This window comes from Streptomyces sp. NPDC048521, assembly GCF_043199855.1.
Taxonomy (GTDB): Bacteria; Actinomycetota; Actinomycetes; order Streptomycetales; family Streptomycetaceae; genus Streptomyces.
Window position 1 is genome coordinate 225838 of record NZ_JBICWR010000009.1, and the last position, 23890, is coordinate 249727.

General features: G+C 71.9%; 20 protein-coding genes. 15 read left to right on the forward strand and 5 right to left on the reverse strand.

All coding sequences use genetic code 11. The features are described 5' to 3' along the window. Positions 1-226: 226 nt before the first annotated feature. The 7 genes from ACGFRF_RS22310 (at position 227) to ACGFRF_RS22340 (ending at position 9707) form a co-directional block, all read left to right on the forward strand. On the forward strand, positions 227-1300 hold the full coding sequence (locus ACGFRF_RS22310; protein WP_393742474.1) for a DUF1996 domain-containing protein: 1074 nt from the start codon (positions 227-229) through the stop codon (positions 1298-1300). A 48-nt stretch (positions 1301-1348) separates the two neighbouring features. Next, positions 1349-3103, forward strand: coding sequence for a discoidin domain-containing protein (locus ACGFRF_RS22315; protein ID WP_393742476.1), 1755 nt, complete (start codon positions 1349-1351; stop codon positions 3101-3103). 31 nt (positions 3104-3134) lie between these two features. Next, on the forward strand, positions 3135-5576 hold the full coding sequence (locus tag ACGFRF_RS22320) for a glycoside hydrolase family 3 C-terminal domain-containing protein (protein WP_393742478.1): 2442 nt from the start codon (positions 3135-3137) through the stop codon (positions 5574-5576). A gap of 64 nt (positions 5577-5640) precedes the next feature. Beyond that, on the forward strand, positions 5641-6681 hold the full coding sequence (locus ACGFRF_RS22325; protein ID WP_393742480.1) for a LacI family DNA-binding transcriptional regulator: 1041 nt from the start codon (positions 5641-5643) through the stop codon (positions 6679-6681). A gap of 42 nt (positions 6682-6723) precedes the next feature. After that, a complete protein-coding gene (locus ACGFRF_RS22330) occupies positions 6724-7680 on the forward strand; it encodes a GlxA family transcriptional regulator (RefSeq protein WP_393742482.1) in 957 nt (318 codons plus the stop codon). 97 nt (positions 7681-7777) lie between these two features. Continuing rightward, entirely contained in the window at positions 7778-8776 is a 999-nt protein-coding gene (gap, locus tag ACGFRF_RS22335) for a type I glyceraldehyde-3-phosphate dehydrogenase (RefSeq protein WP_393742484.1), read from the forward strand. Positions 8777-8912: 136 nt separating this feature from the next. Continuing rightward, a complete protein-coding gene (locus tag ACGFRF_RS22340) occupies positions 8913-9707 on the forward strand; it encodes an SDR family NAD(P)-dependent oxidoreductase (RefSeq protein ID WP_393742486.1) in 795 nt (264 codons plus the stop codon). A gap of 87 nt (positions 9708-9794) precedes the next feature. Here the strand turns inward: ACGFRF_RS22340 and ACGFRF_RS22345 are convergent, their stop codons facing one another. Then, positions 9795-10256: a nuclear transport factor 2 family protein gene (locus tag ACGFRF_RS22345; RefSeq protein WP_393742488.1), complete on the reverse strand. Its 462-nt coding sequence runs from the start codon at positions 10254-10256 to the stop codon at positions 9795-9797. Positions 10257-10342: 86 nt separating this feature from the next. Here ACGFRF_RS22345 and ACGFRF_RS22350 point away from each other — a divergent pair, with 86 nt between their 5' ends. Further along, positions 10343-10909: a TetR/AcrR family transcriptional regulator gene (locus tag ACGFRF_RS22350; protein ID WP_393742490.1), complete on the forward strand. Its 567-nt coding sequence runs from the start codon at positions 10343-10345 to the stop codon at positions 10907-10909. A 63-nt stretch (positions 10910-10972) separates the two neighbouring features. Here ACGFRF_RS22350 and ACGFRF_RS22355 read toward each other — a convergent pair whose 3' ends face one another. Together ACGFRF_RS22355 and ACGFRF_RS22360 are read right to left on the reverse strand one after the other, a co-directional pair. Beyond that, positions 10973-11176: a hypothetical protein gene (locus ACGFRF_RS22355; protein ID WP_393742492.1), complete on the reverse strand. Its 204-nt coding sequence runs from the start codon at positions 11174-11176 to the stop codon at positions 10973-10975. Positions 11177-11254: 78 nt separating this feature from the next. Beyond that, the gene (locus ACGFRF_RS22360) at positions 11255-12925 is read right to left on the reverse strand and encodes a TROVE domain-containing protein (protein WP_393742494.1); all 1671 of its coding nucleotides are present in this window, start codon (positions 12923-12925) and stop codon (positions 11255-11257) included. Positions 12926-13235: 310 nt separating this feature from the next. Between ACGFRF_RS22360 and ACGFRF_RS22365 the strand changes: the two genes are divergently transcribed. Beyond that, complete coding sequence (locus tag ACGFRF_RS22365) at positions 13236-13493, forward strand: DUF6400 family protein (protein ID WP_393742496.1); 258 nt, start codon at positions 13236-13238, stop codon at positions 13491-13493. Beyond that, entirely contained in the window at positions 13480-13737 is a 258-nt protein-coding gene (locus ACGFRF_RS22370) for a hypothetical protein (protein ID WP_393742498.1), read from the forward strand. Before ACGFRF_RS22365 ends, ACGFRF_RS22370 begins: the two co-directional genes overlap by 14 nt. Before the next feature lie 79 nt (positions 13738-13816). Here ACGFRF_RS22370 and ACGFRF_RS22375 read toward each other — a convergent pair whose 3' ends face one another. Continuing rightward, entirely contained in the window at positions 13817-16249 is a 2433-nt protein-coding gene (locus ACGFRF_RS22375) for a SpoIIE family protein phosphatase (protein ID WP_393742500.1), read from the reverse strand. A 521-nt stretch (positions 16250-16770) separates the two neighbouring features. On the opposite strand from ACGFRF_RS22375, the gene ACGFRF_RS22380 reads away from it, so the two are divergent. Then, positions 16771-18258 carry a glycosyltransferase family 2 protein gene (locus ACGFRF_RS22380; RefSeq protein ID WP_393742700.1) on the forward strand — a complete coding sequence of 496 codons (1488 nt, stop codon included), beginning with the start codon at positions 16771-16773 and terminating at the stop codon, positions 18256-18258. A gap of 61 nt (positions 18259-18319) precedes the next feature. Here the strand turns inward: ACGFRF_RS22380 and ACGFRF_RS22385 are convergent, their stop codons facing one another. Beyond that, positions 18320-19312: a glycoside hydrolase family 5 protein gene (locus ACGFRF_RS22385; RefSeq protein WP_393742502.1), complete on the reverse strand. Its 993-nt coding sequence runs from the start codon at positions 19310-19312 to the stop codon at positions 18320-18322. Positions 19313-19723: 411 nt separating this feature from the next. Here ACGFRF_RS22385 and ACGFRF_RS22390 point away from each other — a divergent pair, with 411 nt between their 5' ends. The 4 genes from ACGFRF_RS22390 (at position 19724) to ACGFRF_RS22405 (ending at position 23773) form a co-directional block, all read left to right on the forward strand. Next, positions 19724-20896, forward strand: a complete 1173-nt coding sequence (locus ACGFRF_RS22390) for a S1 family peptidase (RefSeq protein WP_393742504.1) — start codon at positions 19724-19726, stop codon at positions 20894-20896. A gap of 211 nt (positions 20897-21107) precedes the next feature. After that, complete coding sequence (locus tag ACGFRF_RS22395; protein WP_393742506.1) at positions 21108-21599, forward strand: SRPBCC family protein; 492 nt, start codon at positions 21108-21110, stop codon at positions 21597-21599. After that, entirely contained in the window at positions 21592-23328 is a 1737-nt protein-coding gene (locus ACGFRF_RS22400; RefSeq protein WP_393742508.1) for a phytoene desaturase family protein, read from the forward strand. Before ACGFRF_RS22395 ends, ACGFRF_RS22400 begins: the two co-directional genes overlap by 8 nt. Continuing rightward, on the forward strand, positions 23321-23773 hold the full coding sequence (locus ACGFRF_RS22405; RefSeq protein ID WP_393742510.1) for a hypothetical protein: 453 nt from the start codon (positions 23321-23323) through the stop codon (positions 23771-23773). The genes ACGFRF_RS22400 and ACGFRF_RS22405 overlap by 8 nt, the downstream gene beginning before the upstream one ends. Positions 23774-23890: the final 117 nt, after the last annotated feature.

A 23890-nucleotide genomic window follows, 5' to 3' on the forward strand; every position in this document is an offset into this window, starting at 1 on the left:
CATTGACGTGAACGATGCGTCAAGAGTTGCGACCGAAATTCCGTGCGCTTCGCCTGAGTGACCGTCACTTCGCGGTCGCTGCCTTCGAGAAGTGAGCGATGCGGCTTCCCTGATTCTTTGGTCGTCTCCCTTGACACCCTCACGTCGCCGCCCCAACACTCCAGCGGTGGGAGAGCGCTCTCCCACCTCCGTACGACCTCCCCTCCCCTCCCGTCGAGGAGCCCCCATGTCACGGAGATCGAAGATCCTCTCGGGCGCGCTGGTCACCTCCGCCCTGCTGCTGACCTCGTTCGGCGTCACCGGTGTCGCCGCGTCGTCCCCACCGCGGTCCACCGGCGCCACCGTGCACACCGGCCACACCATGGCGCTGTCGACCGCCTCCTCGCCTGAGGACCCCGACGGTGACGGCTACATCCCCGCCGACCCGCCCGTCACCGGCCTCCCCCCGGCCACGCAGAACCCGCCGCACCGCTACTTCCACGAGTTCCAGGCCAACTGCGCGGTCAGCCACACCCAGCCGGACGACCCGATCGTCTATCCGCGGCAACCCGGCGCGTCCCACGACCACACGTTCATGGGCAACACCACCACCGACGCCGGCAGCACGACCGCCTCACTGAGCGCGGGCGGCACCACCTGCAAGGCCCCCGGCGACCTGTCCGGCTACTGGATGCCCACCCTCTACAACGGCGACAAGCCGATCCTGCCCATCGGCCCGCAGGTCATCTACTACAAGGCCGGCGTCACCGACTACACCAGGGTCCGGCCCTTCCCCAAGGGCCTGAGGTTCGTCGTCGGCAACCCGATGCAGACCGCCGACGAGTTCCGCCACCACCGCGGCTTCGTAGAGGGCTGGGAGTGCGGCGACAGCTACTTCAACACCGAGTTCCCGGCGACCTGCCCGAACCGGGCCGACGTCCAGCTCAACATCCGCTTCCAGGCGCCCAGTTGCTGGGACGGCAGGTACCTCGACACCCCCGACCACAGGAGCCACATGTCCTACCCCGTGGTCAAGCCCGGCACGAACGACAACGTCTGCCCCGCCGACCATCCGGTGGCCCTGCCGATGATCGAGTTCAAGATGGCGTTCCCCGTCAACGGAGACATGTCGCGGGTACGGCTGGCCAGCGGACCGGGCCACAGCTTCCACTACGACTTCTTCAACGCCTGGGACGACCGCACCCTCAAGGCGCTGGTCGACCACTGCATCGTCGGCGGACTGCAGTGCGACGCGCGCGGCTACGACGAGACCCACCCGGAGGCGGGCGCGGCCCTGAACGCCGACTACCGCCTGCCGTAGCGGACCCCACCCGACGACACCCGCACCCCACACGGAGATCCCACCATCATGACCCCACCACCACGCACCCGCGCGCGCCGCCTCGCCGCGCCCCTCACCGCCGGCGTGCTGACCGTCGGCGCCCTCACGGCCCTGCCCGCCGCACAGGCCCACGCGGCCGGCAGCGTCGTCAAGGTCACCGGCGCCCAGGGCAACTGGCAGCTGACCGTCGACGGACAGCCGTACCAGATCAAGGGCCTGACCTGGGGCCCGTCCATAGCCGACGCCGAGAAGTACCTGCCCGATCTGAAGTCCATGGGCGTCAACACCATCCGCACCTGGGGTACCGACGCCACCGGCAAGCCGCTGTTCGACTCGGCCGCCGCGCACGGCATCAAGGTCATCGCCGGGTTCTGGCTCCAGCCCGGCGGCGGCCCGGGCAGCGGCGGCTGTGTGAACTACGTGACCGACACCGCCTACAAGAACCAGATGCTGGACGAGTTCCCGAAGTGGGTGCAGACCTACAAGGACAACCCGGGCGTGCTGATGTGGGACGTCGGCAACGAGTCGGTGCTCGGCCTCCAGAACTGTTACAGCGGCACGGAGTTGGAGCGGCAGCGCGACGCCTACACGACCTTCGTGAACGACGTCGCGAAGAAGATCCACGCCGTCGACCCCAACCACCCCGTGACCTCCACCGACGCATGGGTGGGCGCATGGCCGTACTTCAAGAGGAACGCACCCGACCTCGACCTGTACGCCGTCAACTCCTACAACGCGGTCTGCGACGTGAAGTCCGCCTGGGAGCAGGGCGGTTACACCAAGCCCTACATCGTCACCGAGACGGGCCCGGCCGGTGAGTGGGAGGTGCCCGACGACGCCAACGGCGTGCCGCTCGAGCCGAGCGACCGGGCCAAGGCCGACGGGTACACCCGGGCCTGGGGCTGCGCCACCGGACACAAGGGAGTCGCGCTCGGTGCCACGATGTTCCACTACGGCACCGAGTACGACTTCGGCGGCATCTGGTTCAACCTGCTGCCCGCCGGACAGAAACGCCTGTCCTACTACGCCGTGAAGAGGGCCTACGGAGCGGACACCTCCCACGACAACACCCCGCCCGTCATCGCGGACCTGACCGTCGAGGGCGACGCGGGCAAGGTGCAGGCGGGCCGGGACCTGACCCTCGCGGTCAAGGCCACCGATCCCGACGGGGACCCGCTCTCCTACGAAGTCCTCGACAACAGCATGTACATCGACCAGAGCAAGAACCTCACCCCGCTGCCCTTCAGCAACCTCGGCGGCGGCCGTTTCAAGGTCACCGCGCCGGACCGGCCCGGCGTCTGGAAGGTCTATGTGAAGGTGACCGACGGCCACGGCAACGTCGGCGTCGAGACCCGCTCCGTCCGAGTCGTCCCGCCCACACCCAGCGGCACGAACATCGCCCTCGGCAAGCCCGCCACCGCCTCCTCGTACCAGCCGAGTTACGGCGACTGCCCGTGCCCCGCGGGCAACGCGGTCGACGGCAACCCGAGCACCCGCTGGGCCAGTGACTGGAGCGACCCGCAGTGGATCCGGGTCGACCTCGGCGCCCGCACCACGTTCCGCCACGTCCAGCTGCTGTGGGAGGCCTCCTACGCCAAGGCGTACACCGTGCAGACCTCCGACGACGGGCAGAACTGGCAGACCGTGCGCACGGTGACGGACGGAAACGGCGGCGTGGACGACTTCGACGTCACCGGTACCGGCCGCTACGTCCGCGTCAACGGCACCGCCCGCGGCACGGGCTGGGGCTACTCGCTGTACGAGTTCGGCGTCTACAGCTGACCTGAGCGGTCGGCGACAGAAGGGGGTGGGGATGGCCGACGAGGACGAACTCGACCGGCTGCTCGACAAACTGACCCTGCGGTCCAGGGTCCGGCTGCTCACCGGCGCCACCACCTGGCGCACGGCGGCCGAACCGGACATCGCATTGGGGGAGTTGGTGCTGTCGGACGGTCCCGCGGGCGTGCGCGGGGAGAGCTGGGACGAACGCGCCACCTCCGTCCTGCTGCCCTCGGCCTCCGCGCTCGCCGCCACCTGGGACGAGCGGCTGGTCGAGGAACTCGGCGGCCTCCTCGCCTCGGAGGCCCGGCGCAAGGGCGTGCACGTGATCCTCGCCCCCAACCTCAACCTCCACCGCAGCCCCCTGGCCGGGCGGCACTTCGAGTGCTTCTCCGAGGACCCCGTGCTGACCGGCCGGATGGGGGCCGCCCTGATCCGGGGCATCCAGGCGCAGGGCGTCGCCGCCACGGCCAAGCACTTCGTGGCGAACGACGCCGAGACGGACCGGCTGACGGTCGACGTGCGCATCGACGAGCGGACGCTCCGCGAGGTCTACCTCGCGCCGTTCGAGGCGGCTGTGGCGGCGGGCGTGCGGCTGGTGATGGCCGGATACAACCAGGTGAACGGCACCACCATGACCGCCCACGAGCTGCTGACCGCGCCCTTGAAGAGCGAGTGGGGCTTCGACGGCGTCGTCGTCTCCGACTGGGGCGCCGTCCGCGGCACCCGGCAGACCGCGCGCGCCGGGCTGGACCTCCAGATGCCGGGACCCGCGGGTCAGTGGGGCGAGTCGCTGGTCCGGGCCGTGGAGGCCGGCGAGGTCGAGGAGCCGGCCGTGGACGACAAGGTGCGCCGGCTGCTGCGGCTCGCCGCCTGGTGCGGTGTGCTCGGCAGGCCGTACCGGCCGGCCCGCCCGCACCCGCGGTCCCGGCGGGCGCGGGCCCTGGCCCGGCGGGCGGTCGCGGCCGGGGCCGTCCTGCTGGCCAACCGGGGCGTCCTGCCCCTGGACCCCGCGCGCCTGCGCACGGTCGCCGTCATCGGCGCCGCCGCCGCCCGCACCCGCACCCAGGGCGGCGGCAGCGCCGGTGTCTTCCCCCAGGACGAGGTGTCGGTCCTGGACGGCATCAGGGCGGGCCTGCGCGGCCGCGCCCGGGTCGTCCACGTACCCGGCCCCGCCCCGGACGGCCCGCCCCCACCCCTGGACCTGGACCTCGGGTCCGACCCGCGCACCACCACCCCCGGCGTGCTCCTGCGCGTCCTCGACGACTCCGGCACCGAGCTGCATGCCGAACACCGCCGCAGCGGCCGCCAGTTGGAGCCCCCGCTGCCACCCGGCGCGCACACCGTGGAGATCAGCGCGCGACTGCACCCCCGGACATCGGGCACCTGGCGGATCGGCCTCGCCGGATTCGGCCGACTCAGCCTCCACCTCGACGGACACCCGCTCCTGGACGGTGTGTTCGCCACCACCACGGACGACCCCGCCGTGATCCACGTGAACCCGCCCACCCAGGTCGTCACGGCTCACCTGACCGCCGGCACCACCCCGTTGCTCGTCGCCCGCAGGGAACTCGCCCCCGGCACCGGCCGGGCCACCGTCGTCGGCGCCGCACCACCCGGACCCGACCCCGCCGAGGCCCTCGCGGCCGCGTCCCGGGCGGCACGCGAGGCGGACGCGGCCGTGGTAGTCGTCGGCACCGGCGAACAGCACGAATCAGAAGGGCGCGACCGCCCGCACCTCGCGCTCGGCACGGACCAGGACGCCCTGGTCCGCGCCGTCGCCAGGGCCAACCCGCGCACGGTGGCCGTGGTCAACAGCGGCGGCCCGGTGGAACTGCCCTGGCGGGACGACGTCGGCGCGCTGCTCCTCGCCTGGTTCCCCGGCCAGGAGGGAGGCGGTGGCCTGGCCGACGTCCTCCTCGGCCGGACCGAGCCCGGCGGACGGCTGCCCACCACCTGGCCCGCCCGACTCGCCGACGCCCCCGTCACCCGCACCCGCCCGGACGCCGGCCGCCTCCCCTACGACGAAGGCGTGCACGTCGGCCACCGCGGGTGGCTGCGCGCCCGCCGCACACCCGCGTACTGGTTCGGGCACGGACTCGGCTACACGACGTGGGCCCACGAGGAACTGTCGGGGCCGGCGGAGACGGCGGCGGGCGAGGACATCACCGTGCGCGTGCGGCTGCGCAACACCGGACCGCGCGCCGGACGGGCGGTCGTACAGGTCTATCTCGCCCGCCCCGCCGCGACCGCCGTCGCGTACCCCGAGCGATGGCTCGCCGGGTGGACGGCGGTGCGGGCGCGGCCCGGTGACACAGTCGTCGCGCAGGTGCGGATCCCGGCCCGCGCCCTGTGCCACTGGGACGTCCGCGCGGGCGGCTGGCGCACGGAACCGGGACCGTACCGGGTACTGGCCGGTCGCTCGGCGGGCGATCTGCCCCTGTCCCTGGAGGTGCGCGTGCGCGACCGGCCCTGAGAGCCGCGCCCCGCACCGGAGAGCGCTCTATCCCCGCAGGCCGCCGGGCCGTTAGGGTGCGGGCATGAGCAGACAGGCCCCGACGCTGGAGGACGTCGCCCGGGAGGCAGGTGTCTCCCGGGCCACCGTGTCCCGGGTCGTCAACGGCGTACGCAACGTGGACCCGGCCATCCAGGAACTGGTCCGCCAAGCCATCGAGCGGACCGGGTACGCACCCAACCGGGCCGCCCGCTCCCTGGTCACCCGCCGGGCCGAGACCGTGGCGCTGGTGGTGTCCGGAGCCGGGGACGCCTCCGACGGGGCCCAGGCCGCCTTCGCCGCCCGGGTGTTCGCGGACCCCTTCTTCGGGCGGGTGGTCGCCGGGATCGTCGGCTTCCTCCGGCCGCGCTCGGTGCACCCGGTCCTGATGTTCGCCGAGTCGGCCGACTCCCGCCAGGAGGTGCTCACCTATCTGCGGCAGGGGCGGGCGGACGGCGCACTGGTGGTCTCCAGCCACGCCGACGACCCGCTGCCCGCGCTGCTCGCCGAGGCCCGGCTGCCCGCCGTGCTCTTCGCCCGCCCCTCCCGCCCGGTCCCGCTCAGCTACGTCGACCTCGCCCACCGGGACGGCGGCCGGCTCGCCGCCGAGCACCTGCTCGCCCAGGGGCGCCGCAAACCGGCCACGATCAGCGGGCCGTTGGCGGTCGCCGCGAGCCAGGAGCGGCTGGCCGGCTTCCGTGACACCCTCGCCCGCCACGGCCATCCCTACGTGCCCGTCGCCGAGGGCGGCTTCACCCTGGACAGCGGGGTCGCCGCCATGACCGACCTGCTCGCCGAACACCCCGACCTGGACGGGGTGTTCGCGGCCAACGACCTCATGGCCCAGGGCGCCTGCCAGGTACTGCGGGAACGCGGCCGGCGGGTGCCCCAGGACGTGGCGGTGGTCGGCTTCGACGACTCCACCGTGGCCGTCACCTGCCGACCGCGGCTCACGACCGTCCGCCAGCCCGTGGAGGACATGGCCGCCGAGATGGCCCGCCTCCTCGACGAGCACATCCACGGCGCCCGCACCGAGCCCACCTCGATCGTGTTCGACCCGGAGCTGGTGGTGCGGGAGTCGGCCTGACGCGGACCGGGCCGGTCCCGCACCCTCCCGTACGCTGTTGCCGTGCCACCCCCACGCCTTCACCGCGTCGCCGTCGTCGTGCTCGAAGGGGCCAAACCCCTCGATGTCGGCATCCCGGCGCAGGTGTTCACCACACGCGCGAGCATGCCGTACGAGGTACGGGTGTGTGGTGCCGCACCAGGAGCCGTGACCGGCGGCGACGGTCTGTCCTACCACGTCGCGTACGGCCTCGAAGCCCTCGACTGGGCCGACATCGTCTTCATCCCCGGCTACCGGTTCCCTGACCGCGACGACCCGCCGTCGGCGGTCGTGGAGGCGCTGATCGCCGCCCACGACCGCGGAGCACGGCTCGCCGCCATCTCGACGGGTGCCTTCGCGCTCGCCGCCACGGGCCTGCTGGACGGCAGACGCGCCACGACCCATTGGCACTACACGCGCGCGTTCGCGACGAAGCACCCGCGCGTCCGGGTCGACGAGAACGTGCTCTTCGTCGACGAGGGCAGTGTGCTGACGTCGGCCGGTGCCGCGTCCGGCATCGACCTGTGCCTGCACATCCTGCGCGGCGATCTCGGAGTGGCCGCGTCCAACCATGCGGCCCGCCGGCTGGTCGCGGCCCCCTACCGCAGCGGCGGACAGGCCCAGTACGTGCCGCGCAGCGTGCCCGAACCGCTCGGCGAGCGGTTCGCCGCCACCCGCGAGTGGGCCCTGCACCGCCTCGACGAGCCCCTCAGCCTCGGGACACTCGCCCAGCACGCGGCGGTCTCGCCCCGCACCTTCTCCCGCCGCTTCGCCGAGGACACCGGCTACACCCCGATGCAGTGGGTCATGCGCGCCCGCATCGACATGGCCCGTGAGCTGCTGGAACGTTCCGAGCGCAGCATCGAGCAGATCGCCAACGACGTCGGTCTCGGGACCGGCGCGAACCTCCGGTCGCACTTCCAGCGCATCCTCGGCACCACACCGAGCGAGTACCGGCGCACCTTCGCCCGCGGCGAGTAGCGCCCCCTGGCGCGATCCTTGCGAACCATGGCGCTCACGCCACGGCCGCGAGCCGATCCGGCACGCGAGGCTGGTCCCGGACGAAGGGACACCACTCATGACTCGCATCGCCATCAACGGATTCGGCCGCATCGGGCGCAATGTGCTGCGCGCCCTGCTGGAGCGCTCCAGCAACCTCGAGATCGTCGCCGTCAACGACCTCACGGAGCCCGCGACCCTCGCCCGGCTGCTCGCCTACGACACGACGGCAGGCCGGCTCGGCCGCCCGGTGACCGCCGACGGCGACGCCCTCGTGGTCGACGGCCGCCGCATCCGGGTGCTCGCCGAACGCGAACCGGCGCGGCTGCCGTGGGCCGAGCTGGGCGTCGACATCGTGCTCGAGGCGACCGGCCGGTTCACCTCCGCCAAGGCCGCCCGCGCGCACCTCGACGCCGGTGCGAAGAAGGTACTCGTCGGTGCTCCGTCGGACGGTGCCGATGTGACGCTGGCCTTCGGGGTCAACACCGATGCCTACGACGCGGCCTTGCACACCATCGTCTCGAACGCCTCCTGCACGACCAACGCGCTCGCGCCGCTGGCCTCGGTGCTCGACGGCCTCGCCGGGATCGAGCACGGGTTCATGACCACGGTGCACGCCTACACCCAGGAACAGAACCTGCAGGACGGCCCGCACCGTGACGCGCGTCGTGCCCGCGCCGCCGCCGTCAACATCGTCCCGACCACGACGGGCGCTGCGAAGGCCATCGGCCTCGTGCTGCCGAACCTGGACGGCAAGCTGTCGGGCGACTCCATCCGCGTACCGGTTCCGGTGGGCTCGATCGTCGAACTCAACACGACCGTCGCCCGTGACGTGACGCGCGACGAGGTGCTCGCCGCCTACCGCGATGCCGCGGCCGGGCCGCTCGCCGGCGTCCTGGAGTACGCGGACGACCCGCTCGTGTCCTCCGACATCGTCGGCAACCCGGCCTCGTCGATCTTCGACTCGGCGCTCACCCGCGTCGACGGCCGGCACATCAAGGTCGTCGCCTGGTACGACAACGAGTGGGGCTTCTCGAACCGCGTGGTGGACACGCTGGGACTCCTCGCGGCCGGCTGAGCGACACCCGGGGCGGACCGGAACCGAGCAGGCCGAAGGCCGATCGCGCTCGCGCCCTCCGACCGTCCGGCGCCCCGGACGGTCACATGCGACCGGCTGTCGCATGCTGTCGCGCGTGCAGGGAACCCGTCCGCCCATGCACATCGACCTGACAGGACGTACGGCCCTGGTCACCGGCTCCACGCAGGGCATCGGCGCGGCCATCGCCGTGGCCCTCGCCCGGGCGGGGGCCCGCGTGGGCATCAACGGCCGCGACGAGCAGCGGGTGGCCGACACCGTCGAGTCGCTGGCCGGGCAGGCACCGGGCGCCGACCTGGTGCCGGTGGCCGCCGATGTCTCCGGCGACGAGGGCGCGGGCCGCGTGGCCGAGCTGCTGCCGGACGTGGACATCCTCGTCAACAACCTGGGTGTCTTCGGTGCCGCCGACCCGCTGGAGATCACCGACGAGGAGTGGCGGCGCTATTTCGAGGTGAACGTCCTCGCCGCCGTACGGCTGACCCGGCTGTACCTGCCGGGCATGACCGAACGCGGCTGGGGGCGCGTCCAGTACGTCGCCAGCGACTCGGCGGTCGTCATCCCCGCGGAGATGATCCATTACGGGATGTCGAAGACCGCGCTGCTGGCGGTGAGCCGCGGATTCGCCAAGAAGGCGGCGGGCACGGGCGTGACGGTGAACTCCGTGATCGCGGGGCCCACGCACACCGGCGGGGTGGAGGACTTCGTGTACGAACTCGTCGACCGCGACCTGCCCTGGGACGAGGCGCAGCGCGCGTTCATGCGCGAGCACCGCCCGCAGTCCCTGCTGCAGCGGCTGATCGAGCCGGAGGAGATCGCCCACATGGTCGTCTACCTCAGCTCCGAGCAGGCCTCGGCCACGACCGGGGGAGCCCTGCGCGTCGACGGCGGGTACATCGACTCGATCCTTCCCTGACCGTCTCCACGCCGTCGGAGCGAGGCGGTGGGCGCAGGCGATCGTGCTGCCCGGGCCCACCGCCTCGGGATGGCGCGGTGGCGGGCGCTACCGGAGCGGGATGTCGATGCCGTGCCCGCCCGCGGGGCGAGGGCCGTGGATACGCCTGTCGGCTTCGGTGATGGCGACGTCGTTGATGCTCGCCTCGCGGCGTCGCATCAGGCCGTGCTCGTCGAACTCCCACAGTTCGTTGCCGTAACTGCGCCACCACTGGCCTTCCGCGTCGTGGCACTCGTACTGGAACCGGACGGCGATCCGGTTCCCCTCGAACGCCCAGAGGCTCTTGCGCAGCGCGTAGTCCAGTTCGCGCTCCCACTTCCGCGTCAGAAAGGCGACGATCTCCTCGCGGCCGGTGACGAACTCGTCCCGGTTCCGCCATGCCGAGTCCGGCGTGTAGGCCGAGGCCACCCGGTGGGGGTCGCGGGAGTTCCACGCGTCCTCGGCGGCCTGCACCTTCTGCAGAGCGGTCTCCCGGGTGAACGGGGGGAAGGGCGGGCGATGTTCGGGCACTGCGGCCTCCTCATGTGGAGAACGTGCGTTCTCGATCCGTGGTGACTAAGGTAGGGAACGATCGTTCTCAACGTCAAGGAGCCCGGATGCCAGCCCCGATCACCGAGGAACAGAACCGCCTCGACCGCGAAGCACTGCTCGACGCGGCGGAGCGGCTCTTCTACGAGCGGGGCATCCAGGCGGTCGGCATGGACGAGGTCCGCACGGCATCCGGTCTGCCGCTGAAGCGGATATACCGGTTCTTCGCGACGAAGGAGGAACTCGTCGTGGCGGTGCTCAGACGTCGCGACCGGCGTTGGAGAGGCGACCTGGCCGCCCGAGTGGAGCAGGTCCCGGATGCGCGCGAGCGCGTACTCGCGCTCTTCGACTGGCTTGCCGAGTGGTTCGCACAGCCCGGTTTCCGCGGCTGCGCCTGGATCAACGCCTACGGCGAACTCGGCTCGTCGTCCGAGGCGGTGCTGGCCGAAGTGCGGTCGCACAAGCAGGCGTTCCACGACCAGATCGCAGTGTGGGTCCACGCCACCGGGGTGCGGGTCGCCGAACCGGTCTGCCTGCTCGCCGAAGGAGCCATCGTGACGGCCGGCATCAGCGGCGACCCGACCCCGGCCCGGCACGCCCGCGAGGCCGCGGCGACCCTGCTCCCAACGCCCTGACCCCCCTCCGGCAACCCCGGACGAGCGCCCGGTGGCCCGGACGTCCACACGGCTTCCGCACCGTCACCTGCCGGTGACTCCCGGGGGCAGAATCGTCTGCAGGGAGGTGGCCGGATGCCCTACTTCCAGCGACCCGAGGAGACCCCGCAGGAGGGACGCTCCCGGAGCGCCGGTGGAGGAGTGGGGGCCCGGCGCCGCCCCGGCGGCAGGGGCGGCGGCCAGAAGAGCGGCGGCCATGACGGTGACACAGGCGAGTTTCTTGATCATGTCTGCCCTAACGACCGATGCCGGTAAGGGAAACGCTCGCCGGTCGGCCGAACGGGCGCTGTCCGACGACGACCCCTCCTACCGTGCGTCGGCGTCCCAGGGCCATACCGCGCCCAGGCCGGATTCCAGAAGGGGGATGAGGCGGAAGGCGGCGTCGCCGAGGCCGCCGAAGGTGTGACGGTGCCGTCCGGGGGCCGTGTGGCCGTAGGAGTAGCCGGCGAGGTTCCAGGTGTAGACGGGGATGTGCCGGGGGACGACGAGGAACGGATCGACGGCGGACGACCGGTGAGCCTGCTCGTCGGTGACGATGACGACGCGATCGTGGTGGCGGTAGTGCCGGCGGACCGCCGCGCCGGTGTCGGTGCCGCCCAGGTCGTGGAACCGGTCCACCGCACGCAGGACGGACTGGCCGGGTGTGAGGCCGACGACCTGGCTCCCGGTGCCGTACTCGACGAGGTCGGCGTGTTCGGCGCGGAGGGCGAGGGCGGTGCCGAAGACGGCGGCGGAGTCGGCGCGGTTGAGCTGCGTACGGGCGCTGGGCGTGTCGAACATGGACCCGGACCGGTCGACGAGCACGAGGGTACGGCCGGGCAGTGCGGGCACGTGGGAGAGCGAGTGCTGGAGGGCGGTCTCCAGGGCGTCGTGCCAGCGCGGTGAGGGCGCGTTGCGGTGGGCGGCGAGGTACCGGAACGGGAACTGGCGGGAGCGGCGTACCTCGTCCGGGTCGGAGATCCGGCGGGCGACTTCGGCTGCGACACGGTCGCTGACGCCGGCGACATCGAGGTTGCGTAGATTGCGGACGAGGGCCATGGGGCCCATGGACGGGATCAGGGCCTCCCAGACGGCGGCGTCGAGGGGCCGCTGGAGCCATCCGGCCACGGATTCCCATGTCATCCCGGCGGCGGAGAGCCGTTCGGCCCCGCCGGCCGAGGTGACGAGGGCGTACCGCTCGTCCACGGGGACGCCCATGAGGGTGTGACGGGCGCTGAGGAGAGGGTGACCGGCGGGCGGCAGGGCGGAGTCGGCCCGGTACCGCCGGTCGAGGGCGTACCGGAACAGCTCCCCCTGCCAGGGCCGGTCGGGAGCGGGCGTGGGATGTGTCAGCCGGAGCACGTCACCGAAGCGGAATCCCCGGGACCCGGTGTCGTACTTCAGGAGTGCGCGGCCGGTGTAGAGCCGCCGTACGGCGTCGGCGACACCGCGCTTGAGGGGCTGCGGCAGCCGGCGCCCGTACCGCGAGGTCCAGTAGCCGAGCAACTCGCCCGGTTCGTCGGCCCGTTGCAGCACCGCGTCGACCGCGTGCCGCGAGAACCCCGGGGCCTGGGCCTCCATCCGGGCCCGCACGAACTCGGCCGCACCGACCACGGACGCGGACCGCATGTGCGCCTCGGTGCGCAGCCAGCGGAGCAGCCCCAGAGCCCACGCCGGGTCACTGACGGCGAGCCGCCGCACGAGGCCCGCGTAGCGCTCGTCGCGGGAGCGGGCGTCCTCGTAGAAGCTCTCCTGCCCGACCATGTTGCTGACGGCGAGCAGGAACAGTTCCTCCTTCGGCGGCCGCGCGTACCCGGCCCCGCCCTCGTGGTTGACGAACACGGCCGAGGGCACGGCCGGTGTCCGCCCCGCGGGACGGATCCACTGTCCGTACGTGGAGAGCGGCGAGGTCGACCCACCCGCGGTCAACCCGGGTACCTCGGCCTGAATCTCGGTCCTGGCTTCGACCTTGGCCTGCTGGCGGTTGAACCGGGTCATGCAGAGAAATCCCCCTGAAGGGTGCGACGAACAGGGCGGAAGAGGTGAAACGGAAAGTGTCCAAGAGGTGACGTGAGGGAGACGTCTCCCGAGATGAAGATGGGCACCGGTGTGCGTCGACAGGAAGTAACCGGGGCGCGGCGCATCGGAAGACGTCACGAGGGACGCTACCCGCCTTCCTCCGGCCCGCGCACCTGATTTGTTTCGGCCGTCCTTCCGGGCACAGCCTTCCGTGGCGCGCCGCCGACCTGCTGTGATGTGCCCCACCTGCTCTTGTCGTGGCCGGGAAGGCGTACCTAAGTTCGCTCCCATGTCTCCGCATGACCGCACTCCTTCCGCCGAGCCGGTCGACTTCGCCGTCGATCTCACCCGCCATGAGATGGTCCGCCGGGCCCACGTCATGGACGCACTCGGGCCCGGCTGGGACCCCGTCGAGACGCTGCGGCGCGAGGAGGAGGCCTACGACCTGCTGTACTCCGGCCTCGACGAGGAACAGCAACGGCTGTACGACACCCTCGTCTCGGTCGGTGTCCTCCCGCAACGCGGGGACGGCCGTGCTTCCGCTTGACCCGCAGGCGGACATCGGGCGCCGCGCCTGGGTGACCTGCCCGAACTGCGAGGACCACCGGGGATGCCCCACCTGCGAGCAGCGTCGCAGGTGCCCGGACCACTGGCGCTACCTGCTCGCCAACACCGGCAGCCTCCTCCACCTGCAGTGCCCCTCATGCACCCACATCTGGGACCACGAGACGGGCTTCGGCGCCACCCGCACCCGGTGGACGCGGACGAGCAGCGGCCTGCGGCGACAGTGAGGCGGCGGCCCGTGCCTGACGGACGCGGGCCGCACGGCGGGTGATCCCCGAGGATCCCGGACCGGCTCGGCGACGGATCTCAACAGGGACCGCCGGGCAGTGGCTGCTCCGCCCAGATGGTCTTGCCCGTGGCGGTGTACCGGGTGCCCCAGCGCTGGGCGAGCTGCGCGACCAGGAACAGACCGCGCCCTCCCTCGTCGGTGCTCCGGGCGCGGCGCAGGTGGGGGGAGGTGTTGCTGGTGTCCGACACCTCGGTGATGAGGGTCCGTTCGTGGACCAGGCGAAGGCTGATCGGTCCGGCGGCATGCGTGATGGCGTTGGTGACCAGTTCGCTCACGATCAGTTCGGTGGTGAAGGCGGCGTCCTCCAGGCCCCACGAGGCCAGCTGGCACGTGGCCTTGTCCCGCGCCTCGCGCACCGCCTGGGGATCGGCGGGCACCTCCCAGGACGCCACCCGGTCGGGGGTCAGGGCGCGGGTCCGGGCGATGAGGAAGGCGACGTCGTCGCGCGGATGGTCCGGCAGCAGGATGCGGACCATCGTGTCGCAGATCTCCTCCAGCGGCCGGTCGGGATGGGCCAGGGCGAAGCAGAGGCGTTCGAAGCCGACGTCGACATCGCGGTCCGAGGCCTCGATCAGACCGTCGGTGTAGAGGGCGACGACGCTGCCCTCCTCCAGCTCGATCTCGGCCGACTCGAAGGGCAGACCGCCCAGCCCCAGCGGAGGGCCCGCCGGGATGTCGGGCAGCTCGACGGGCTCGCTGAGGTGGGCGATGGCGGGGGTGGGATGCCCGGCGCGCGCCACGTTCAGCTTCCGCGAGATCGGGTCGTAGACGGCGTAGACACAGGTCGCGCCGATCACCAGCGGGCTGTTCGGGGCCGCTTCCGCCTCGTCCGCGAGGCGCAGGACGAGGTCGTCGACGTGGGCGAGCAGCTCGTCGGGGGGCAGGTCCAGGTCGGCGAGGGTCTGTACGGCCGCGCGCAGCCGGCCCATGCTGGCCGCCGCGTGGAGGCCGTGGCCGACGACGTCCCCCACGACCAGGGCGACGCGGGCGCCGGACAGCGGGATGACGTCGAACCAGTCGCCGCCCACGCCCGCCTCCGCGTCGGTCGGCAGATAGCGGTAGGCGACCTCGACGGCGCAGTGATCGGGCAGGTCGGGGGGGAGGAGGCTGGTCTGGAGGGCCAGGGCGGCGTTGTGCTCGCGGACGAAACGCCGGGCGTTGTCCACGCACACCGCGGCGCGGGCCACCAGCTCCTCCACCAGCAGAAGATCGTCCTCGTCGAACGGGTCGGGGTTCTCCCAGCGCAGCAGCGTCACCACTCCCATGGTCACGCCTCGTGCCCGCAGCGGCACCACCAGATGGGTGTGCACGCCGAGCTCGATGAGCTTGGCCAGGCGCTGCGGATCACCCGTGAGCCACCACGTCGTCGGGCCCAGCACGGGATCCCGGATGGGCCGGCCGGTGGTCAGACAGCGTTGTTGCGGGGAATGGGGCGGGTACTGCGCGGGCGCCCCGATGGCGACGATCGCCTCCGGCAGCTCCTTGCGGATCGACAGGTGCGCCGCCCGCTGCAGCGTGCCGTGGGGGACCGGTCCGGGAGCGAGGTCCTTGGCCGCGAGGACGCCGTGGAAGAGGTCGATCGCCACGAAGTCGGCGAGCTGCGGCACGAGGACCTCGGCCAGCTCCTGCACGGTGCGGTCCAGGTCCAGGGTGGTGCCGATGCGCTGCGCCGCCTCGTTGACCAGGGCGAGCCGCTCGCGGGCCCGGTCCTGGGCGGTGACCTCCACGGCGGTGTGGCACACCCCGAGCGTCTTGCCCTCGAGGTCCCGCAGCGGGAACGACGAGCGGAGCCTGAGATGGCCCTGCGAGTTCCGCCGGGGCATGCCGGGCGGGGGCGTCACATGCTCCAGGGCCGGCGTGACCCGGCCCCACATCAGCACCTGGCGGGCCTGCCAGTCCACGGACGGCGGCACCTGCCCCGGTCCCGGGGACGCGGCCGCGCCGTCGGCCCCGTCGGGCTGCGGCAGTCCCTCCATCGCCGCCAGCACCCGGTTCACCCACTGGAACCGCAGCTCGGTGTCGAGGACCCCGATGCCGATCGGTGACTCCTCCAGGAGGCCGCGCACCACTGCCTGGTCCAGGTCCCACTGGCGCGAGGCGGTGACGTCACAGGCCACGGCGAGCCAGCCGGAGCCCTGCTCCGCGCGCAGCGGACACGCCCGCACCGCGAGCTGCACCCGGTGACCGGCACGATGACGCAGGGTGACCAGGCCCTCCCAGCCGTCACCGACCCGCCGCGCGCCGGACAAAGTGGACGCCGGTGCATCCTCGCTCGCCAGGACGGACAGGGCCGGTCGCCCCAGCACGTCGTCGGCCGGGTAGCCGAGCAGGGCCTGCGCCCTTCCGCTCCAGTAACGGATCATGCCGTGTACGTCCACCAGGACGACGGCGGCCGACGTGATGCCGAACGGATCGCCCCGGTGCGCGTTCGCCGTATCCCTGAGACCCATGGTGTCGGCCCCATCCGCGGGCGGGTTTTCCTTGCACCACGGTCTCACATAGCCCCCGGTGTGTCTCCGCGCCCGCAGCGCCCCCGTGTACGCGCGCGCCGCGCCGCCCACGCCGGGACCTGCCGGGACGGACGCTCCGGAAGGAAGAGCCGGCCGGCTCCGCGCCCGTTCTCTCACCCCCGGAGGGACCCTCAGGGATGCCTTAGCCGGCTCTTCGGCGGGTGCCACTTCGGCGCATCCTTCCTTCGAGCGACCCGTGCAGCAATCGGCCCAGCCGAGCGCAGAGGGCACGCCCGCGCTGGCTACGGGTTGGAGGTGACCCCCACTTCAAGGAGCAATGCATGAGCCTTGATTCCCCTGACGCCCTCGCAACGCAGGTCCGGTCGACGGTCGTCCGGCAGACAACTCCCCGGCTCGGACCGAGCGGCAGCTGTGTACTCCCCGAGCCTCCGGACGACACGGAGAAGTACTCCTACGTCAGGCGTCACCTCTGGGTACTCACGGCCGCTTCGCTCATCAGCATGTGCTGTCTCCTCTACAGCCAGTTCAGGCTGGCCCAGTCCGCGTCATGGCTGATCGTCCTGCTGCCGTGCCTGGGCTTCACCGTCCTCTACTACGTCGTCTCCCTGCGCGTGAACGCCTTCACCGCCGACTTCGACCTGCGGGCCCACCGCCGACTGGTCGAGGGCTGGCGTCCGCAGGCGTACCCGACGGTCGCGGTCTTCCTGCCGGTGTGCGGCGAGCCCGTCGAGGTTCTGGAGAACACCTGGACGCATGTGCGCCGGCTCGCCGACCGGTATCCCGGCAAGGCCACCCCTTACGTACTCGACGACTCCGCCAGTCCGAGGCTCGCCGCCATGGCCGAGACGTTCGGCTTCGTCTACGGGAGCCGGCCCAACCGGGGCTGGTTCAAGAAGGCCGGCAACCTGCACTACGGCCTGGGCATCTCCGACGAGGAGTACATCCTGATCCTCGATGCCGACTTCGCCCCCCGGGCGGACCTCCTGGAGGAACTGCTGCCGTACATGGAGCACGACCCGGGCATCGGCATCGTCCAGTCACCGCAGTATTTCCGCGTGCTCGACCGGCAGACGTGGGTCGAGCGCGGCGCGGGTTCGGTCCAGGAGTTGTTCTACCGGGCGGTCCAGGTCTCCCGTCAGCGCCACGACGGCGCCATCTGCGTGGGGAGCTGCGCCGTGTACCGGCGGACAGCGCTGGAAGCCAACGGCGGTACCACCCTGATCGAGCACTCGGAGGACGTGCACACGGGCTTCGACCTGCGCCGTCTGGGCTGGTCCCTGCGCTATGTGCCGATCGCCCTCGCCACCGGCAACTGCCCTGACAACGTGAACGCGTTCTACCATCAGCAGTATCGCTGGTGCTCGGGTTCCATGAGCCTGCTGGGAAGCAAGAAGTTCTGGGACACGGAACTCCGGCTCAGCACCCGGCTCTGCTACGTCTCCGGCTTCCTCTACTACCTCCACACGGCGCTCTTCACCTTCGTGGCGCCGCTGATCCCGATCGTCCTGCTGCTGGTCATGCCCGAAAAGCTGAAGGTCGAGTACACGCTGCTGGTCCTTCCCAGCGTCCTCTACACGACGCTGATCTTCCCGTGGTGGCACAGATGCCGTTACCGGCTCGACGCATGGGCCGTACGCCTGTTGTACGGCTGGGCGCACCTGTTCGCCGTCTGGGACATCGTGCGTGGCAGGCGTCAGGCCTGGCGGCCGACCGGCTCGGCGGCCGCGGGCCGGAGCACCAACAGGCGGCTGTGGACCGGTGTGTGGGCCTGGAACGGCGGTACGGCTCTCGTGTGGGTGAGCGCCGCGGCCTGGCGGGCGTTCACCCTCTACCCACCGGATTACAGCCTGATGCTGGCCTCGGGCCTGTTCTACGCCGTCATCGTCGGCCGTGTTCTCGTCCCGCCGCGGGACACCGGCCGAGCACGGGTCCCTGCCGCTGCGCGGAGGGAACCGAGCGAGCCCGCGAAGGCTCCCGGGCGCCGGTGACATGCGACGAGGTCCTCAGAGCCCGGACGCGGGCTCTGAGGACCTCGTCGCTGTTCGGGCCTCAGCCTCTGATGCGTGAGCGGACCCAGGCGCCGCTCGGTGTGAGAGAGCCGGCGCGGGAGAAGGTACCGGCGTGGCAGGTGCCCTTCTTGAAGACCGCGTGTTCCCGGTCGTCGTCGGACAGGCTCCAGTTCGTCCAGCCGATCTTCTTCCTCGCCATCAGATCGACCCACTTCTGAGCCATGGGGAAGTCGCTGCCGTACCCCGTCCAGGACGCGATGCCCCACTCGGTCACGAAGACCGGGAGCTTGGACGAGGCGCGGTTCAGGATCGCCATGTATCCCTCGGCCGCCACCCGCGCGTAGAAGTGGAAGGTGTACATGATGTTCTTCGCGGCCACGGGATGCTCGACCACCGTCCGCTCGTCGGATCCCTCGGACCCGCTGAACGTGGACCAGCCCGGCGTCGGGACGAGGACCACGCTGTCCGGGTCCTGGGAGCGGATCACCGGAATGAGCTTCTCCGAGTAGCTCTTGATGGTGGACCAGCTCACCCCGTGGGGCTCGTTGGCGAGTTCGTAGATCACATTGGTCCGGTGCTTGTGCCGACGCGCGATGTCCGTGAAGAACTTCCTGGCGTTGTCGAAGTCCTTGTTGGGATCGCCCGGGTTGACCATGTGCCAGTCGACGATGACGTACATGCCACGGGCGCTCGCCCGCTCGATCACCTGGTGCACCAGATCGGTGAACTTCTTCGGATCGGCCTCGTACCCGCCCTGGCGCGCGTACGTCGCGACACGCAGCACGCTCACCTTCCAGTCGCGCGCCAGCACGTCCAGGGCGCGGTCGGTCAGGCAGTGGGCGAACCACTGCGTGCCGTGCGTGCTCAGACCGCGCAGCTGGACCGGCCTGCCGGATCGGGAGCACAGTTGCGTGCCGCAGACGTGGACCTTGCCGTATGCCTGGACCGGGGTCCTGGCCTTGGCAGCCGGTCGGAGTTCCTCTCCGTGCGCCGTGGTCGCGGAAAGGAGACCGAGCGTCGCCGCCAGGGCCACGGAACTTCGGGTGACCCAACGCCTGCGGGAAGTGAGTGAGCGCACCTCTGCCTCCGGTTCTTCGGGATGGTGCTGCACAGCAAATCTGACGAAAGAGACGTCGCAAGTGCTGCAGCGCCGGCGCGCTTCGTGCGAGGAGCGGAGATTTTCACTCCCCTGGGTCACGGCTTCGTATGTCACCGGTCCGCCGGCCCGCGTCGTGCGGGGCACGTCAGACGGCGGGTTCCACGGCCTCCTGCGGTGTGGCGCGGGCGCGGCCCGGCATCGCCCGCTGAATTTCGTCGCCGAATTCCGTGCATTGGCATGGACCTGGCGTGTCGGCGTGGCTAAGCTCTGCACCGCCACGCATGAGAGCGCTCTCAGGAATCGGCTGTTCCACCCCCACCACTGGAACGACGAAGGGCAACTCCCTTGAGACGCAGAAGACTTACGCATGCCCTCCTGGCCGGCCTCCTGGTTCTCGGCGGGTCGGCCGCGGCAGGAACGTTCCCCGCCTCGGCGACGGACTCCACCCCCGGGCCCACCGCGTCCACCAAGCCGGCCTCCGACGGACTCGTGACCGCCCTGCAGCGCGACCTCGGCCTGACGCGGAAGCAGGCCGAGGCACGGCTCGCGGCCGAGCGGACCGCTTCGGCTCTCGCACCGAAGGTGCGCCGACTGGCCGGGGACGCCTACGCGGGCTCCTGGTTCGACGCGGCGAACGGGCGCCTGACGATCGCCCTCACCCCGGACGCCACGACGGCCACGCGCCGGGAGATCAGGGCGGTCGGGGCCGGCGTCCGCACGGCCGAGCACACCGCCCGGCGGCTCGACGCGGTCAAGGCGCACCTCGACCGGCTGTCCGCCCCCTCGGGCGTCAGCGGCTGGCACGTCGATCCGGCGGCCAACAAGGTCGTCGTCGACATCGTCCGGGACAAGCGCTCCGACAACGATGTCCAGCGCTTCGTGGCACAGGCCCGCAAGGCGGGCCCCGTCACCGTCCAGGCCGTCTCCACGGCCCCCCGGACCTTCGCCGCGGGCACGGTCGGCGGCGACCCCTACTACACGGGCAACGTCCGCTGCTCCATAGGCTTCTCGGTGTACGGCGGCTTCGTGACCGCCGGGCACTGCGGCGGGCCCGGCGCCGGGGTCAGCGGCTGGGACGGCTCCTACGTCGGCACCTTCCAGGGCTCCTCGTTCCCGGACAACGACTACGCCTGGGTGAGCGTCGGCAGCGGCTGGTGGACGGTGCCGGTCGTGCTCGGCTGGGGCACGGTGCCCGACCAGCTCGTACGCGGCTCGGCCGTGGCGCCCGTCGGTTCCTCCGTGTGCCGTTCGGGATCGACGACGCACTGGCACTGCGGGACCGTGCTGGCGACGAACGAGACCGTCAACTACAGCCAGGGCGCGGTGCGCGAGCTGACCAGAACGAGCGTCTGTGCGGAGCCCGGCGACTCCGGCGGTTCCTTCATCACCGGGGACCAGGCACAGGGCGTCACCTCCGGCGGCTGGGGCAACTGCACCAGCGGCGGCGAGACCTGGTTCCAGCCGATCAACGAGATCCTCAACCGATACGGCCTGACCCTGCACACATACACGGGCTGACCCCGCACACGCAGTGACCGTACTCGGTCGCACCCGGGGGCTCCGCGCACCACGGCGGGCCCCCGGCTCCGTGTGCCGGGCGACACGTCCACCTGGTCGCCCCGCGCCGCCTCCCGCCTCCGGCACACCCGCTCGGAGCTGCACGGTTGGTCCGTCCGCACCAGGGCACTCGGGGTTGGCCCCTCGCCGGCTCGACCAACCGGAGGTACGCGTGGCGGTACGTCATCGACTCATCAAGGCCAGCCCCGCCGCGGTGTGGGACGTCCTCGCCGACGGCAGCCGGTACGCGGAGTGGGTGGTGGGAACCGCGTCCTCCCGGCCGAAGAACGGCCAGTGGCCGCAGCAGGAGGCATCCATCGCGTACCAGGTCCGGCTGGGACCGTTCCGGCTCGGCAACGAGACGGTCGTACGGCGCTGCCGGGAGGGATCCGTCCTGGAGCTGGAGGCCCACGCGGGCTTCCTCGGCACCGCCCGGATCGCCATCGAGCTGCGGGAGTGGGGCCGGTACTGCCTGGTCATCGTCGACGAGCACCCGCTCCAGGGGGCGGGCGGCGCCCTGCACAACTGGGGTTTCGAAGCGCTGATCCAGCTGCGCCACCGCGCCATGCTGGCCCGGCTCGCCACCGCCTGCGAGGACGGTGAGCGCCGCAGCGGTCCCTTCTCGCGACGGGCACGCGGCGGAAAGGGGGCCAGTCATGCCTGACGCCGTGGTGATCGGGGCGGGACCCAACGGACTGGTGGCCGCCAACATACTGGCGGACGCGGGGTGGAGCGTCCAGGTGCTGGAGGAACAGCCGGAGCCGGGCGGCGGGGTCCGCCACGACCGAGGGGTCCACCCCGACTTCGTCAACGACCTCTTCAGCTCCTTCTATCCCCTGGCCGCCGCGTCCCCCGTGCTGTCCGCGCTCCGGCTGGAAAACCACGGGCTGCGCTGGAGCCACGCCCCGCGGGTGCTGGCGCATCCGCTGAGCGACGGCCGGTGCGTCGTACTGGACCGGCGCATCGACGCCACGGCCGACTCGCTGGAGGCGTTCGCACCCGGCGACGGCGCGGCCTGGCGGCGCCTGTTCGCCCTGTGGCAGACGCTGCGCCCGGATCTGCTGAACGCCCTGTTCACCCCGTTCCCGCCGGTCCGAGCCGGGGCCCGGCTGGCCCGCACGCTGCGGGCCGCGGGCGGTCTGCGCACGGCGCGGTCCCTGATCCTTCCGGTGCGCCGGATGGGGGAGGAGGAGTTCCGTGGCGAGGGCGGCCGGCTGCTGCTGGCCGGGAACGCCCTGCACGCGGATCTCGCCCCCGAGTCGGCGGGCAGCGGCGGCTTCGGCTGGCTGATGTCGATGCTGGGCCAGACGTACGGCTTTCCCGCGCCGGTCGGCGGCTCGGGCGCGCTGACCGAGGCACTGGTCCATCGACTGCTGGCGCATGGGGGAGAGCTGCGCTGCGGCGAGCGGGTGGAGACCGTCACCGTGTGCGACGGGCGGGCCGTGGGGGTGCGGACCGCCGCCGGGGAGGCGGTGCCCGCGCTGCGGGCCGTGCTGGCCGACGTGGCCGTGCCCGTCCTCTACCGGGAACTCGTCGGCCCCGAGCACCTGCCCGCACAGCTGCTGGACGACCTGCGGCGCTTCCAGTGGGACTTCGCCACCTTCAAGGTCGACTGGGCCCTCGACGGCCCGGTGCCCTGGCAGGCCGAGCGGGCCTGTCAGGCCGGGACCGTCCACCTGGCCGACGGCATGGACGAGCTGACCCGCTTCGCCGCGCAGATCGCCATGCACCAGGTGCCCGACCGCCCCTTCGCCCTGTTCGGGCAGATGACCACCTCGGACCCCACGCGTTCTCCCCAGGGCACCGAGTCGGCCTGGGCCTACACGCACGTCCCGCACGACATCCGGGCGGACGCCGGCGACGAGGGCATCACCGGTGACTGGGGCCCGGCGGACCAGGAACGCATGGCTGATCGCGTGGAACGCCAGGTCGAACGGTTCGCACCCGGCTTCCGCTCCCGCATCCGCGCCCGCCGCGTCCTCGCGCCGCCCACCCTCCAGGCGCTGGACGCCAACCTCCTGGACGGCGCCATCAACGGGGGCACGACCAACATCCACCAGCAGCTCGTCTTCCGGCCGGTCCCCGGCACCGGGCGCCCCGAGACACCCCTCCCGGGACTCTTCCTCGCCTCCGCCGGCGCCCACCCCGGAGGAGGCGTGCACGGCGGCCCCGGCGCCAATGCCGCCCGTGCCGCACTGCGCGCCCACCGGGCGCTCCCGCTGGCCCGCGTCCAGCGCCTGCTCGCCCGCCGGGACCGGACGGGGCGCAGGCCCACCCGTCCGGCCGAAGCCGCATCCGATCGCCCGGTCCGTGGGGAAGAGGTGGACACAGACGGCATCCACCGGCCCGGCGGGGCCGGCATCCGGCCACACAGCGGAGAACGGCATGAGTGAGCACCAGGACGGTCCCGACCGCCGGCACCGGCGCCCCCACGGCATCGACGACAAGACCGTGGAAGCGCTCGGGTCGCTGTCGAAGGCGCTGGAGACCACCGAACGGGCCCGCGGCCATCTCTACAGCTTTCACCAGCTGACCGGCGGGGCCGACCTGGAACTGGACCGCACGGTACGACTCCTGCGCGAGGCCGGGCACCCGGAGTGGGCCGACAAGGTGGAGAGCGAGATCCTGGGGCGCAACGTCATCCCGGGGCGCTGGACGTTCCAGATCGTCGAGGCCTACAACGACACCTACTACCGGCCGTTCCAGGAGCTGGAACGCAGCGCCGTGAACGAACTCGCCCACGGCCGGGACCACCTCTACGAGGCGGAGATGAAGGAAGCCCGCCGCACCATCGGTCACTGCGATCACGCGGCCCTGCCGTCGCCCGAGGACGACTGACCGCGCGGCGGCGCCGGTGCCGGCGGACAGCGGCCGTCCGGTGGATCGGGGAGCGGGGGACCGGCCGGCGGATCGCAACGGGAGCTCCCGGGCCGGGACGGCCGGCGCGGGAAGCCC

Bases quoted from the DNA above. Each gene is read 5' to 3' on its own strand.
- ACGFRF_RS22310 (WP_393742474.1), top strand. From the start codon at position 227: ATGTCACGGAGATCGAAGATCCTCTCGGGCGCGCTGGTCACCTCCGCC.
- ACGFRF_RS22315 (WP_393742476.1), top strand. From the start codon at position 1,349: ATGACCCCACCACCACGCACCCGCGCGCGCCGCCTCGCCGCGCCCCTC.
- ACGFRF_RS22320 (WP_393742478.1), top strand. From the start codon at position 3,135: ATGGCCGACGAGGACGAACTCGACCGGCTGCTCGACAAACTGACCCTG.
- ACGFRF_RS22325 (WP_393742480.1), top strand. From the start codon at position 5,641: ATGAGCAGACAGGCCCCGACGCTGGAGGACGTCGCCCGGGAGGCAGGT.
- gap (WP_393742484.1), top strand. From the start codon at position 7,778: ATGACTCGCATCGCCATCAACGGATTCGGCCGCATCGGGCGCAATGTG.
- ACGFRF_RS22340 (WP_393742486.1), top strand. From the start codon at position 8,913: ATGCACATCGACCTGACAGGACGTACGGCCCTGGTCACCGGCTCCACG.
- ACGFRF_RS22350 (WP_393742490.1), top strand. From the start codon at position 10,343: ATGCCAGCCCCGATCACCGAGGAACAGAACCGCCTCGACCGCGAAGCA.
- ACGFRF_RS22355 (WP_393742492.1), bottom strand. From the start codon at position 11,176: ATGATCAAGAAACTCGCCTGTGTCACCGTCATGGCCGCCGCTCTTCTG.
- ACGFRF_RS22360 (WP_393742494.1), bottom strand. From the start codon at position 12,925: ATGACCCGGTTCAACCGCCAGCAGGCCAAGGTCGAAGCCAGGACCGAG.
- ACGFRF_RS22365 (WP_393742496.1), top strand. From the start codon at position 13,236: ATGTCTCCGCATGACCGCACTCCTTCCGCCGAGCCGGTCGACTTCGCC.
- ACGFRF_RS22375 (WP_393742500.1), bottom strand. From the start codon at position 16,249: ATGGGTCTCAGGGATACGGCGAACGCGCACCGGGGCGATCCGTTCGGC.
- ACGFRF_RS22380 (WP_393742700.1), top strand. From the start codon at position 16,771: ATGTGCTGTCTCCTCTACAGCCAGTTCAGGCTGGCCCAGTCCGCGTCA.
- ACGFRF_RS22400 (WP_393742508.1), top strand. From the start codon at position 21,592: ATGCCTGACGCCGTGGTGATCGGGGCGGGACCCAACGGACTGGTGGCC.
- ACGFRF_RS22405 (WP_393742510.1), top strand. From the start codon at position 23,321: ATGAGTGAGCACCAGGACGGTCCCGACCGCCGGCACCGGCGCCCCCAC.